The organism is Sphingobacteriales bacterium, from assembly GCA_016706405.1.
Lineage (GTDB): Bacteria > Bacteroidota > Bacteroidia > Chitinophagales > UBA2359 > BJ6.
On sequence record JADJJT010000002.1, the window covers coordinates 343,715 to 356,524 of the forward strand.

Annotated in this window: 11 protein-coding genes; 3 read left to right on the top strand and 8 right to left on the bottom strand. The window is 40.0% G+C overall.

Going from position 1 to position 12,810, the window contains the following annotated elements:
* Window positions 1-45: 45 nt before the first annotated feature.
* Both IPI59_07710 and IPI59_07715 read right to left on the bottom strand, forming a co-directional pair.
* Window positions 46-387, bottom strand: a complete 342-nt coding sequence (locus IPI59_07710; protein MBK7527420.1) for an iron-sulfur cluster assembly accessory protein — start codon at window positions 385-387, stop codon at window positions 46-48.
* A 376-nt stretch (window positions 388-763) separates the two neighbouring features.
* Entirely contained in the window at window positions 764-1,657 is an 894-nt protein-coding gene (locus tag IPI59_07715; protein ID MBK7527421.1) for a hypothetical protein, read from the bottom strand.
* 486 nt (window positions 1,658-2,143) lie between these two features.
* Between IPI59_07715 and IPI59_07720 the strand changes: the two genes are divergently transcribed.
* From IPI59_07720 to IPI59_07730, 3 genes are all read left to right on the top strand, one after another.
* Entirely contained in the window at window positions 2,144-3,142 is a 999-nt protein-coding gene (locus tag IPI59_07720; GenBank protein MBK7527422.1) for a DUF58 domain-containing protein, read from the top strand.
* Between the two features lie 198 nt (window positions 3,143-3,340).
* Window positions 3,341-4,015, top strand: a complete 675-nt coding sequence (locus tag IPI59_07725) for a hypothetical protein (protein ID MBK7527423.1) — start codon at window positions 3,341-3,343, stop codon at window positions 4,013-4,015.
* 55 nt (window positions 4,016-4,070) lie between these two features.
* Entirely contained in the window at window positions 4,071-4,538 is a 468-nt protein-coding gene (locus IPI59_07730; protein ID MBK7527424.1) for a hypothetical protein, read from the top strand.
* Window positions 4,539-4,733: 195 nt separating this feature from the next.
* Here IPI59_07730 and IPI59_07735 read toward each other — a convergent pair whose 3' ends face one another.
* The 6 genes from IPI59_07735 to IPI59_07760 all read right to left on the bottom strand — a co-directional run bounded on the left by IPI59_07735 (window position 4,734) and on the right by IPI59_07760 (window position 12,046).
* The gene (locus IPI59_07735) at window positions 4,734-8,120 is read right to left on the bottom strand and encodes a M4 family metallopeptidase (protein MBK7527425.1); all 3,387 of its coding nucleotides are present in this window, start codon (window positions 8,118-8,120) and stop codon (window positions 4,734-4,736) included.
* A 205-nt stretch (window positions 8,121-8,325) separates the two neighbouring features.
* Complete coding sequence (locus tag IPI59_07740; protein ID MBK7527426.1) at window positions 8,326-8,892, bottom strand: hypothetical protein; 567 nt, start codon at window positions 8,890-8,892, stop codon at window positions 8,326-8,328.
* Between the two features lie 207 nt (window positions 8,893-9,099).
* Window positions 9,100-9,834 (bottom strand): ribonuclease H-like domain-containing protein, encoded by a 735-nt coding sequence (locus IPI59_07745; protein ID MBK7527427.1) that lies wholly within the window; start codon window positions 9,832-9,834, stop codon window positions 9,100-9,102.
* Window positions 9,835-9,849: 15 nt separating this feature from the next.
* A complete protein-coding gene (locus tag IPI59_07750; GenBank protein ID MBK7527428.1) occupies window positions 9,850-10,779 on the bottom strand; it encodes a substrate-binding domain-containing protein in 930 nt (309 codons plus the stop codon).
* A 92-nt stretch (window positions 10,780-10,871) separates the two neighbouring features.
* Window positions 10,872-11,108 carry a hypothetical protein gene (locus tag IPI59_07755; protein MBK7527429.1) on the bottom strand — a complete coding sequence of 79 codons (237 nt, stop codon included), beginning with the start codon at window positions 11,106-11,108 and terminating at the stop codon, window positions 10,872-10,874.
* Between the two features lie 134 nt (window positions 11,109-11,242).
* Window positions 11,243-12,046, bottom strand: coding sequence for a peptidylprolyl isomerase (locus tag IPI59_07760; GenBank protein ID MBK7527430.1), 804 nt, complete (start codon window positions 12,044-12,046; stop codon window positions 11,243-11,245).
* Window positions 12,047-12,810: the final 764 nt, after the last annotated feature.

Here is a 12,810-nt window from a genome sequence, read left to right on the forward strand (position 1 = left end):
TATTAAATTAACCGTTTATTTAGCTAATTTGTTTATTTATTGCGCTTAAACAGCAAACGAACTGCCACAGCCACAAGTATCGCTGGCGTTGGGGTTAGTAAAAGTAAAACCTCGGTTTTCGAGGCCGTTGACGTAGTCAAGTTTCATGCCCAACAAATACATGCCATGCGCTTGGTTCATAAAAACTTTAATGCCATCAATTTCAAAAATCTCATCGCCTTCTTGCTGGGTATCAAAGCCCAAAATATAAGTCATACCCGAGCAACCACCGCCTTTAACACCTATGCGCAAACCGTGCTCGGCAGTTGAAAGGTCTTTTTCGTCTAAAAGTAGTTTTACCTCGTTTAGTGCGCTGGGCGATATCTGAATGGGGGGGGCATCAAAAATAGTAGTGGCAAAAGGAGGGGATGTCTCGGCCAGAGTTGTTTTTTATTTATAAGTTGTTAATTTTAAGATTAAAATATGCCATTTGTTAACTCAAACGGCTTGTTATTTAACGAAGTTGTTTAAAAATTAGTTGACTGAACCATTTTGGAACTATGTGCCATTGAAGCAATTGCGAAACTAAGTCGTCAATAAATCTGTTTTACATTTTTGCAACCTGTTTTTACCTCAATAGTTTTTTAGTGTCAAGTGTTTAAAAGGGTCACAGCTTTTAATACTTATACAAGTTCTATGTGTCTAAGTGGTTAATTATATGGTTTAATACTTAAACAATTTCAACAACAAAATTAGCTACTTGTTTGCATTTTAGCAATATTATTTATTTTGCCTGGGGGCAGCGGTTGCTATACAAAGTATAAGTCAGGCCGATTTTAAACATAAAAAAACCATCTTTGGTTATGCTGTCGCCGCGTTGTTTGCCTTCGGCACCAACCGAGTTACCCAATTCGTCGCTGCGGTCGGCAATTTCGGCGGTAATTGTTCCGTCTCCAAGCAAAGCATTATCAACAAACGAGGTGCTTACGTCGTCAATATAGTCGGTAAAAGTTTTGGTATAAGTGCCTTCGGCAAAGAAGTTCCACGAGCCAGCCAGCCAATATTTAAAACCACCGCCAAGAGGTATTGCGGGCTGAATTTTTTTATACGGCTTGCGTCCTGTATAGTCGGTTTGCTGTTGGCCTTCGGTACCAAGCGTTTGCAGGGCGTACCATTGGCCTTCAAACTTAGCTTTGGGGTTAAAATGAAACAACGAAAGCCCTGTTGTTAAATACGGGGTAAAATAATGTCCGCCGCGCCCAACACTGTATTTCATAAAATGCAAATCAACCAACCCTGCCAATTCAATAATATGTGTTTTAAAGCTAAGGTTGCGCACTTCTTGAAACGGGTTTTTTGAGGCATCGTCGCGGTGCAAAACGGTACCGCCACTTAAGCCAGCCCTAAAATGCAAATAAGGGTGGTAATTATACCTGTATAAAACGCCCATGGCCGGGCGAGTATATTGCCATTGAAAATTGGTATTAAGGTCGCCAAAATAAGTTGATGAGCCAACCCATGCGCCAATTTCAGAGCTTTGGGCGTAAATTGAAGTTTTAGAAATAGTTAAACCTACAACTAATACAACAAAGGGTAGTAGGGTTTTCCGGATGCTGCTGTTAAATCCGGAAAAAAAGAAAGCAACAAATTTGCGCATCATCATAAGTAATAAATACATGACTGTTTAAACTGCTTCTTGCTAAATGAAGAAAGAATGAGAGAATTGATTAAAATAAATTTTTATGGTACAGTACTTTTTCCGGATACTTGTAAGACTAAGAGGTATTTTCCTCTCCGGAATAATATTAAACGCAAAGTTTGAATACAAGGCTGTTTGTTGCAGCTAAATTTTTGCGTATTAATAATTAGGTTTCTGTGGGTGTAAAATTTTAATCAAATAAACAGTTTAGTATTACGTGTTGTTATTATAACGAACGCAACATGCTTTACAAGCATAAATTTGGCGCAAAGTTACGGCAAAATACATAAATATGCAAATATTATTTTATTAGGCTAAGGCATTAGCCTTGCTGGTGGTGCAGCAAATTACATTCGGGCAGCAAAATTTATCTTTTTTGCAAACAATTTAAGTTTGATAGTTAGCTATCATTATGATAAGTATAGCTATTTTTGTGCCAATATTAGATTTAACCTACTGCTGTTTATGGATACTGCCGATTTGCTTAAAAAAGTCCGGAAAATTGAAATAAAAAGCCGGGGTTTAACTAACCATATATTTGTTGGCGAGTATAATAGCGCTTTTAAAGGCCGGGGCATGTTGTTTAGCGAAGTGCGCGAGTACGCCTATGGAGACGATATTAAAAACATTGACTGGAATGTTACCGCACGGGCTAAAACTCCACATGTTAAAATATTTGAAGAGGAGCGCGAACTAACCGTAATGCTGCTGGTAGATATTAGCGCATCGGTATTTTTTGGCACAGCCCAACGTTTTAAAAGTGAGCTAATTACCGAAATTTGCGCCGTATTGGCCTTTTCGGCTATTGCCAATAACGATAAAGTTGGCGTTATTTTTTTCGATAATGAAGTGCGTTTGTTTGTGCCGCCACGCAAAGGCAGGTCGCACGTATTGCGCATAATACGCGAGCTTTTGACTTTTAGTATGCCCGAAAATGTAGTAACGCAAGGCATAAATATAGCAAAGAACCAAGCAGCCGAAACTGTTTGGTGGAAACGCTTACTTTTTTTTCCGGATAAAAAAAATACTCAAAACACAAAGCTCATCAATCATAACAACGCTAAAGCCACTAATATTTCGGCGGCCTTAGCCTATTTTAGCAATGTTATAAAAAAGCGCAGTATTGCCTTTTTATTGTCCGATTTTTTAGATGACAACTACCAAAAAGCCCTAAATTTGGCAGGCCGCAAACACGATATTACCGGATTACTAATTTATGACCCCCGCGAAGCCAGCCTTGCCCCCGCCGGATTGCTGCCCGCCACTGACCCCGAAACCCAACAAACAATTTGGATTGACACTAACAGCCAGCATCAACAACAGATATATACTAGTTTTTTTAATAAACATTTAGCACAAAGCCGGGCAATATTTTCGCGCTGCGGTATTGACCTGCTAACTTTGCGTACCAACGGCGATTATGTTAAGCAGTTAATGCGCTATTTTAAAAAGCGGGGCGGGTAAGACGCGATAAAATTATTGCGGTACTTGCAAAGATTAATTGTTAGCATAAAAAACATGATGTGAATATTTTTTTATTTTGGCAAATAAGACTTAAATTTGCATAGATACCGGAGGTGTCAAAGCTTTTTCAAAACACACTTTTTTATTTTGGTTTTTTTTGTCTGGCCAAATTTCAACTTTATTATTACTTTTGTTACCATGTTTCATTTTGTGCAAATTCCAATAGTTCGGGCTCTTTTTTGTTGCTTGTTAATAGGCGCAACCATTTCATTAGGGCAAGCAGCAGCCCAAGGCCAATCCATTCCTATAAATACGTTTAAAAGTACAACCCCAAGCGCTGCCCCAACCAAAAATTCCGATAAAACTGTTTCTAAATCCGAATATCGCACCGATATATATTTAAAAGACCTTTACCGAGATTTGTTCGACTTGGCACAGGCAAATTCCGGATGGGAGTTTAGGGTAGTACGCGATGGCGGCGATACCTCAAGTATTATTATGCACCGCAATTTCCCGTCTTTATATTCAATAGAATTAGATATTACAAAAGCACCTGGCAATTATAGCCCTAACGAGCCGACTAAAACCAATATTTCGCGCCTTAAAAAAGAATTACAGCAAACCTGGCTCGAGGGGATGGTTAAAGACCCCGCTACTGCCAGCTATTATGCCTTAGATAAAGACGAAAAAAGTAGGTTGGCCAACTACGCTGTTGGTATGAATAACCTGCTAAAAAGTGAACCGAATATGCCCGATTTTTATATAATAAACAATAAAATTGATTTTAAAATGTCTGAGTCAATAAATGAAATGCGCGATTTAAATGCCACCCAAATGCTCGAAAAAATATTTGCCCTTTTTGCTGCTAAATGACCCCAATTCAATTAAGATGTACCTGTTTTTTGTATTAAAACTTTATGATTGTTTTATGATTTGTTTTTTCCGAAATTTGTTTGTTTGGCAGCCAACCAAAAAAGCTATTTTATTTAGCACCCTTTTGTTAGCAGCAGTTATATCTTCCGGATATTTGGTTAAGGCACAAAATACTGCCCAGCCGCAAACATTACCTTCAACAATTACACCTAATACTGCTCCGGCATTGCCAACAAAAAATGAAATGTTACCAAACAAACAGGTAGCACCAGCGCATAACCCAACCAATTTCCCCGATTTAGAGTACCAAATTTATTTAGATAGCCCTGCCTTAAAAATTGATAGCTTGCGTTACGCCAAAGATCAAACGCCTATTTTGGGAAAACTATCGCCCGATGGTAAACGTATTATTATGCGCAATTACCAAGGTGGGCGGGTAAACGTATATGTTTTTTTTGAGAATGGTCGGCACCAAAGTTTAACAAAAAGCCAGTGTGTTATTGACCCTGTAATTGTTTTATAATTACCGATTTATAGGATACAAAATTAAATCCGGATCTTATTGGGTATCTTTTGCCTACCATACAAATAATAAAAATACATCCGGAATAAAAAACAAAAAAGCGGCTATGGTCTTAATAAAGGTCATAGCCGCTTTACTTTTAGTTTGCTTCAATTTAGTAAAATACAAATTCGGAATCAGCAAACTGTGTATATACTACTCAATTATCAATTTGGTATTTTGGTGGTGGTCGCCGGCGGTTAATTGCAAATTATACACGCCTGCGGGTAAATTGGTAAGGTTAAGCGGGTGGGTAATTTGGCTCACTGCTTGCGTAGTTTGCCAAGTATAAACTGTTTGACCAGTAATATTTATAATTTGTAGCTGAAGCGAACTTGGTTGAGGCAATTGTGCGCTAAATACAAACTGGCCTTTTCCGGGGTTAGGGTAAACGGTAGTTAGGGCATAAGGCTCGGTTTGGTCGATACCGGTTGCCCAAATTTCGATATAAGCATTTTTGGTTTCCGAGTCGTTGCCCGCCGGATTGGTGGCTTTTAAGGTAACGGCATATTTTCCGGGGCTGCTGTATTGTACAATTGGGTTTCGTTCAAATGATTTGGTAGGCGAGCCTCCGGCAAATGTCCACTCCCATTGCAACGGGCTGTTGGTGCTTTTGTCAAAAAAGTTAACCGTTACGGGGTTGTTGCCATTTGTAATATTAGCAGCAAAATCGGCATTAGGTTTGGTAAAATTTCGGGTACCCTGGGCAAACATTTGGCCGTAGGCAGCTTCATTCCATACTATATTTTCGGCGCCTGTACCTACAATTTTTGAGGCATCAATGCTGCGAATTGCAATAGAGGGCGTACCGTTATTGTCTAAACTAAACATAATTTTATTATCGGCGGCATTGTACGAGGGGAACCCAAGATTATTATTCTCGTAAAGGGCGCCTAAGTCGCCAGTTTCGAGGTTTGCCCCAATTACGCCGTACTCTTGGTTTTCGTTGAAATAGTCGAAAGCAATAATGTAGTTCGAGTTATTGGCAAAGGTTGGGTTGCCTATGCTTTCGCCTTTGTTTAAGGCTGGGAACAATTTGAAGATTTTGCCGTCTGTAAAGTTTTTGCTGGCATTGCTCCAAACGTTAATAAAGCCAACATCCCAGTAATCTAATTCACCCTCTAATATATTGTAAGCATCGTAAATTACATTTTCGCCAAATAAATCCCATTCAATATGGTCGGCATATTTGGGTTTGGTAACTTCACCGCCGCTTTGGGTGTTGGGGTTAATTAGTTCAAAGTTTTTACTAGTTTGCGATACATAGTCGTAAAAGTATAAAAAGTTGTCGTCATCGTATTTTGAAATCATAGCTAATCGGTTGCCATCCGGAGAAACCGCTACGTTGTACCATTCGCCGCTTGGGTTTTGTTCTACATATCCGGGGGTTTGTTCGCCTTGGGTCAAATCTAAATAGCGCAAATTATATTCCTCATCTACAAAAAAGGCTACGCTGCCATTTTCTGAGACAGAGGCTTTGCGCAACGAGTAGGTATTACAAAGGCCATATAAATCGGTTGCATAGCCGTAAATACCGTAGGTGTCGCCGGGTGTTGAGTGTAATACCTGCATTTCGGTACCGGTTACTGGGGGTAGGTCGCTGGTGTAACTTCCGGTATTGTCACCGCCGCCGCCGCCGCCATCATCGGCAATTATACCAACGGCGGTAAAGGCTTTGCGGGCTTCGTCAGCTGTGGCATCGCCGTATAGTTCGGTGGCCGATTTTACAACTGCTAAGCGGCAATCAACAAACTGCGAGTTTTGGGTAAGGTAGTTATCTAAGGCTCGGTAGTAAACGGCGCCGGCTTTATCTCGGCCCACAGCGGTAGCAAACAGGTAAAAAGCGTGGTTTGGAATGCCACTATTACCATGAACGCCGCCGTTGTCGTCATTAATGCTTAGGTTTAGGTACTCGTTCATGTGTTTGGGCTGCCAAAACCAATCAGATTTATCACCGCCGTTATGTGGGTTTTGCATATCGCGGAGTGCGTTGTTCGGAAATTTTCCGGATTTTACTATGTCTTCGCCAATTTTCCAGTCTTCGTCGTCAATTAAACTGCCAAACACATCGGCAAAGCTTTCGTTTAGGGCCCCGGGCTGAAACTCATAAACCAAATTGGCCGTATTTTCAATTACGCCGTGTGTCATTTCGTGCCCCGCTACATCTAAAGATCCTGCTAAGGGATCATAATAGTCATCGCCGTTGCCATAAGCCATACAGTAGCCATTCCAAAAGGCGTTGTCCATGCTGTCGCCATTATTATCGGCAACGTTGACAATGGATATAATACTGCCATTTTTACCGTTTAGCGATTTGCGGCTGTGGGTGTTTAAATAATATTCGTAGCATATACCTGCATTATAATGTGCCGAAACTGCGCTGGCATCGGGCCATTTATTGTTTGTTGAGGTTACATGTGCTAAGTCGGTATTGGCTTTGTTGATGGGTAAATTGTTTAAATCGAGGGTTAAAATGCCGCCGGCGGGGTCATCCGGAAGTTTTGAGTTGCCTGCATTATACATTTCGCGGGTAATATCGAGCATATAATAGGTGCCGCCTGAGTTATACACGTTTATAGTTTGGTTTTTGCCGTTAAGGTCTTTAGCTGTTGCGGTTTCGGGGCCTAAATTGCAAATATTGTTTAATTTGAATAATATTTCGCCGGTTTGGGCATCTACAAAATAGTCTTTGTGTTGCAAAAAGTTTTCAAAGAAGGTAATTTGCCACGCCAATTTAAAAGTGTTATTTTCGGGTTGGTGTAATAATACTAAAACTTCTAAGTCGTGGTCGTCGTGTATATGTAGTTGTTCTTTTAACGTTTGTGGTATAATGGGGGGCTGGTCTAAACCCAGTGATTGTGCTATGCGTAGGCGGGCTTGTTCGGTGGTAATGGCAGGTGTGGTATTAGTGCCTTGAGGGGGCGTTGGGTGGTACACGCCATTAATGGTAACTAACTGGCCTTGTTGATTTAGGTGGGCGACCATATCGGCGGCAAAAACGCGCACACCGTTATATTGCTGGTAGAGGCGTATATGGGTAATGCCTAAATTGTCGGGGTTGCTTATATTGTTTATAGTTAGCTCTTGGGCGGGGTTTTGCAGTTTAAAAAGCTCGCGGTTGGCTTGTAAAAAGTCGTAGGCTACCCGTTGAGGTGTTTGCGGCGAGGCATAACTAAACAGGTTTTGGCCGGCAATAAAATTGGGGGTGCCGTTGGCCTTGTTATAGCTAATAAATGCGGTGGGGTCGTGTTGTTTAATGGCTTGTGCCTGTTTGTAGGCTGCGGGGTTTTGTATAAAAAGTGGTTTAGTGGGCATGGCGCTTGTGCCCATGGTGCTTTTACCTGTTACGGGTAATTTTTTAAAGCCTTCAAAATTGGGTTTCCAGTTGGCGGGTTTAGGTTGGGTTTGTTGTGTTGCGGCACGTTTTACGGTATTCGCTACACTTTGTTTTATAACACTCTGTGCAGATAGGTTTTGGCTAAAGGCAAACAAAAAAAGTATTGCCATGGCTGCCATAGATTTGGGTAAAAATTGGGTAGTCATAATGTTTTTAATTTTTTATTTATTAATTGGTTTAGTGTTGGATTAGGGTAAAATGGATAGACGAGTAAACTAGTAGTCGTTTACTATTGTTATTTTATGTTGCCTATCCATGAGTAAGATTTAAAAAAACATCTCTTCCGGATGAAGAATTACCATCTAAAACATGTTAAGTTAATTATACAATATTAATACTAATTTATCTTGTTTATTTTTCTAAATTTCGCACTTTGCGTGTCTTTTCCATTAACGACATGTAAAAATGATGTACGTTTTGTGGGCACATTTTATCGCCGTCTCCCCAGGTAATACGGTGGTTGGTATTATCCGGATAGTTAATTTGCAAGTAATAGTACATGTTTCCGGGCTGCGAGTGCTCAATCATTTTAAAATTAATACTTTTATATTCGTTGTAAACAGCCTCCATATCGGCACTTGCTACCATGCCTAATTGTTTGAAGTTTTTTTCTTTTCCTGGGGCTATTTTGGCTGCTTCGCTAAGGGTGCCATCGGGGTTAAGGGTATATTCGGTTACGCCACCTGTAAAGCCGCCGCCGCTGCCAAATACTACTTGCTGAAACATTGCCGGCAATGGTGTGGGGCTGGCAGTTTTATCGGCTTCGTTTGGGTTGGCCGTATCGCTAAAGGTAGTTATTTTTGTTTTTGACTCTTCGGTTTCGGCATTTTTTTGTGCGTAGTGTTTTTTGCAGCAACTGGCAAAGCTAAGGGCAATAAAAACAAATGCGGCAGCAATGAAAAAATATTTTAAATACATTAATAAGTGGTTGTTTTATTGGTAAAAAAAATGATGTTGAATTTAATTACAAAAAGGCAATGGCACGTCAAATAAAAACTATTGCTTGCTTACTTGCTTGTTTTTTGCTCAATTTCGCTTTGGTTTTTTGACCACCTAACAGATAAGACGTTTAAAGGTACTATTAATTATATAATTACAAGTAATTACTTAATTTTTTAATTTTATTTAGGCTACATGTTGTATTTGTTCGTTGGCAATTAAGGGTAGGTTTTTAAAGCGGCGGGTTAGCTGGGCAACGGCAATAACATCGGCTTCGCAATAGTTTTTAATGCGGTTTAAGTCGCGGTCGTGCCAGTAAACGTGTCCAACTTCGCGGCCTGTGAGGTCGGTTTTGGGGCTTGGAATGTCTAAGGCGGTGGTAATTAAATTAAGTGATGTTAAGTTTCTGAACTCTCCAAACTTCCATAATTGCAAAGTGTCAACGTAGGGTTGTTCCCAGGGTTTAAAGTAGGTAGCGTCTAATATTTGAGGCAACGGTATTTGGTTTATTAAGGCGCGGCGTGCCATAAAAGGCACATCAAAATCGCGGATATTGTGGCCACCTAAATACACTTGTGCGCGGCGCGAGAAATATTTCCGGAGTGCCTCAAATAATCCGGTTAAAAGGGTTGGTTCATCGTGGTCGTAAAACGATTTTATCCGGAAAATTTCGGGTTCATCCGGATTTCTTGGCTTTGCAAAGTATCCTATTGAGGCGCAAACTATTTTAGAGAATTCAGCATAAACTGCTGCTTTTTCGTTGTAGTAAGTGTCCCAATCAATATTGTCGGGTTTGTATTGATTTACCCGCCCCTCCCAAAGTTGTTGCCAAACGGGGCTAAGTTGTTGGTAGCTTGGCTGTTGAGCTACTGTTTCGAGGTCAATAAATAAAATTCGGTGAATTGGTATATGTTCGAGCATATATTGTTTGTTTAATTAAATTTGTTCTTTGGTAAGGCTATATACGCGGGTTGGCATGGTAACAGGCATAAGCCCCGATTTTTGAAAAATAAGTTGCCCGCGTTGTTCGGCTAAAAATGCGGCAAAACCCAAACCAAGCCCTGCGTATGTTTGGGCATTAAGTATATATAAAAAGCGGCAATACGGGTAGTCTCGGGTGGCAATATAAGCTTGGTAAGGCTCAACAAATTTTGCTGTTCCGGGTTTGGCTATGGCTACTACATTAACATCTTTTCTAAATTTTTGCACTTTGGGGTCGTCCATGCTGCTAATCCAATTTACGCCAATAATGCCAAAGGTATCGGGGTTTTTAGCTACAAACTCAATTACTTCGGGGTTGGTTTGGGTGTCAAAAGTATTTTGAGTGTATAAATTGCCGCGGGCAATAGAGTCTTTCACGTAGCGCAGGGTGCTTGATTTGTCGCTGTCAAACACTATTTTAATGGGTTTATTGCTGCCGTTGCCACTTATTTGATTCCATGTTTTATAAGTGCCGTTAAAAATAGATTCGACTTGCTGTGCCAGTAATGCCGAGTCAGGATTTGAAGGGTGCATTATAAAAGCTACGGCATCAAGGGCTACGCGGGTAATACGAGGTTGGTATTTTACGCTATCAAAAAATGCTTTGTGGTAGGGCGTAAGTTGCTGGGGCATAATTACTACCCTCATGGTGTCGTTTAATAAATCGCGGGCAACATCGGCTTCGGGTTTATAAACCGGTGTAATTTTGGCGCGTTGGTACAAAGTGTTAAAAACTTCTATTTGGCTGTCTATAATTGGTTTATAGGTTTCGTCAACACTAATATATATTTGCCCAATTGTTGGCGAGTCTTGTGTTTTTTTGTTGCCCTGGTCATTATTGTTGGCGTTGCCGCTGCAGTGGGCAAACAGCCCTATGGCGGACATCGTTATAACAAGTAATGGGCACTGCTTAAAAAAAGATTTCATAAAATATAATATGTAAAAACAAGAATAAGATAAAACTATCTTTATTTTAGTTAATTTTCATTTTTTTGCCTGTACTCGCTGTAACCCCTGTAAAACCTAACCCCTGCGTACAATAACATGGCCAAGCCTAACAAACCTAATAAAGTCGGATTTAAAATAGGCAATTCGTTGCGCTGTACAATAAAAAAAACTCCTCCGGCAATATAAAACAACCCCATAGCAATATTATAAAATACCATAAATGGTTTGTAACCTTTGGTTTGACGGCTTCGTTCGTTTATGTCCATAGGTGAGAGTTATTGTACAATGTGATGGCTTAAACACCCTATTGTTAGTTAAATTAAAAAAATCCGGATAAAACAAGGCCTGCAGGTTATCTTCTGTAATATATATAAATTATTGCCGATAAAATTGTGCAAAATTAAATATTCCTATTTATCCGGATGGATATGATTGAATCACCAGGTGCAATTTGGTATAGGTTTTCCATGCCTGCTATTACTTGGGCAAATATAGTGTATTTTCCGTCTAAATGTGGTGTTGTAAATTGATTTATAAAAAATTGGCAACTTTCGGTATCGGGGCCTGCCGATGCCATTCCTACCGATCCGGGTATAAAATGCAGCGGCGATGCTTCAGTTCTTATGCTTGAAGGTGTGCTACCCCAGCCATCGCCGCGCGGGCACCCTCCTTGTAAAACAAAATTAGGCACCAAACGATGAAAAATTTTTCCGTTGTAATAACCTAAGTCGGCCAAACGCACAAAATTAGCCACTGTTGCAGGTGCTATTTGCGGCATTAATTGTAATTCAATTTCTTTATTGCCCGAGGTTGTTATGGTGGCGGTTGCTTTCTTTCCTAAATTTTCAAGTAAATCCCAAGAAATGGCATTATTATAAGCGGGTCGTAAATTGGTTGGTATTGGTTGGTTTTTAAGCTGGGCAATTGTTTTGCTAATTTCAATATACGCTTCAAAATTAGTTGGCAGCGCGTATTGTTGCAAGGCAGTTTCTAAAAAACCAATGTCTTTAAAGTAAAGGTCAAATTTGTATTGTTTGTTGGCTAAGGCACCGGCGGCCAAACAAGCCAAGCCCACATCGCCACTTTCAATGGTATTGCGCAGTAAACTGCCGTACAGACTATAAATATTATTGTTGTTTTGTATTTTTTTAATATTGTTGTCTAAGATGTTTAAAATGGCTTCGAAGGTAAAAGTAGCCACCATTCCTGTTTTTTCGCGGTTAAGTTCGGCTTGTAAGTAGCCAAATTCGTCTAAATGGTATCCAAGTGCGCGCAGGCATAAACCGCGTTCGTATAGATTACTAGTTGTATAAGCTTTGTTTTTAAGCCAGTTTATTAGTTTGTTGTCAAAAGCTTCAACACCACTTTGCCAAAATTCATATTGAGCGGCCAAACATAAATTTGGCAGTTCGAGCGCGCGGGTATAAACATGCGGGTTTGTTTGGTGTAAATACTGTGCCGCTATTAGCTGAACATTGGGATTGACAGTAGTTTTTAGTTTTTCAAAAACTTGCGCTCCTGCCTTAGGGTCGGCCAAATGAATAAACGCTTTAATAATTGCTACGGTAACTAAATCGTTGGTTTCTGTTGCTAATGCTGCTAATAGTTGTTCTGTTTGGTTTGGCAAAGCCGATAAAGCCATTGCCGAGTTGGCGCGTACTTCGGGTTCGGGGTCGTACATTAATAATTCAGCCAAAATAGTTTGGTTGTTGGCAATAAGCAGTTTATTGCGGTATCGGTAACAATAATTAGTAGCTAATATCCGGGTTAAAGTATTGGAGTGGGCGGCAAAGGGGGCAATATCAAATTTTTCGCTAATTATGCCCTTTGTAGCAGCATAGTACAAGCCGTACAAATAGTGTGTATATTGTTTTGGTTGAATAAAATTTAATAAAGTTTCGTATTCATCTAAACTACTAACACATTTACCTAAACTTTCAAGTAGAATGTTTTGTATTTCCTTCGATT

Bases quoted from the DNA above. Each gene is read 5' to 3' on its own strand.
- IPI59_07745 (MBK7527427.1), bottom strand. From the start codon at position 9,834: ATGCTCGAACATATACCAATTCACCGAATTTTATTTATTGACCTCGAA.
- IPI59_07735 (MBK7527425.1), bottom strand. From the start codon at position 8,120: ATGACTACCCAATTTTTACCCAAATCTATGGCAGCCATGGCAATACTT.
- IPI59_07715 (MBK7527421.1), bottom strand. From the start codon at position 1,657: ATGTATTTATTACTTATGATGATGCGCAAATTTGTTGCTTTCTTTTTT.
- IPI59_07755 (MBK7527429.1), bottom strand. From the start codon at position 11,108: ATGGACATAAACGAACGAAGCCGTCAAACCAAAGGTTACAAACCATTT.
- IPI59_07750 (MBK7527428.1), bottom strand. From the start codon at position 10,779: ATGTCCGCCATAGGGCTGTTTGCCCACTGCAGCGGCAACGCCAACAAT.
- IPI59_07730 (MBK7527424.1), top strand. From the start codon at position 4,071: ATGATTTGTTTTTTCCGAAATTTGTTTGTTTGGCAGCCAACCAAAAAA.
- IPI59_07740 (MBK7527426.1), bottom strand. From the start codon at position 8,892: ATGTATTTAAAATATTTTTTCATTGCTGCCGCATTTGTTTTTATTGCC.
- IPI59_07720 (MBK7527422.1), top strand. From the start codon at position 2,144: ATGGATACTGCCGATTTGCTTAAAAAAGTCCGGAAAATTGAAATAAAA.
- IPI59_07725 (MBK7527423.1), top strand. From the start codon at position 3,341: ATGTTTCATTTTGTGCAAATTCCAATAGTTCGGGCTCTTTTTTGTTGC.
- IPI59_07760 (MBK7527430.1), bottom strand. From the start codon at position 12,046: ATGGTGGCTACTTTTACCTTCGAAGCCATTTTAAACATCTTAGACAAC.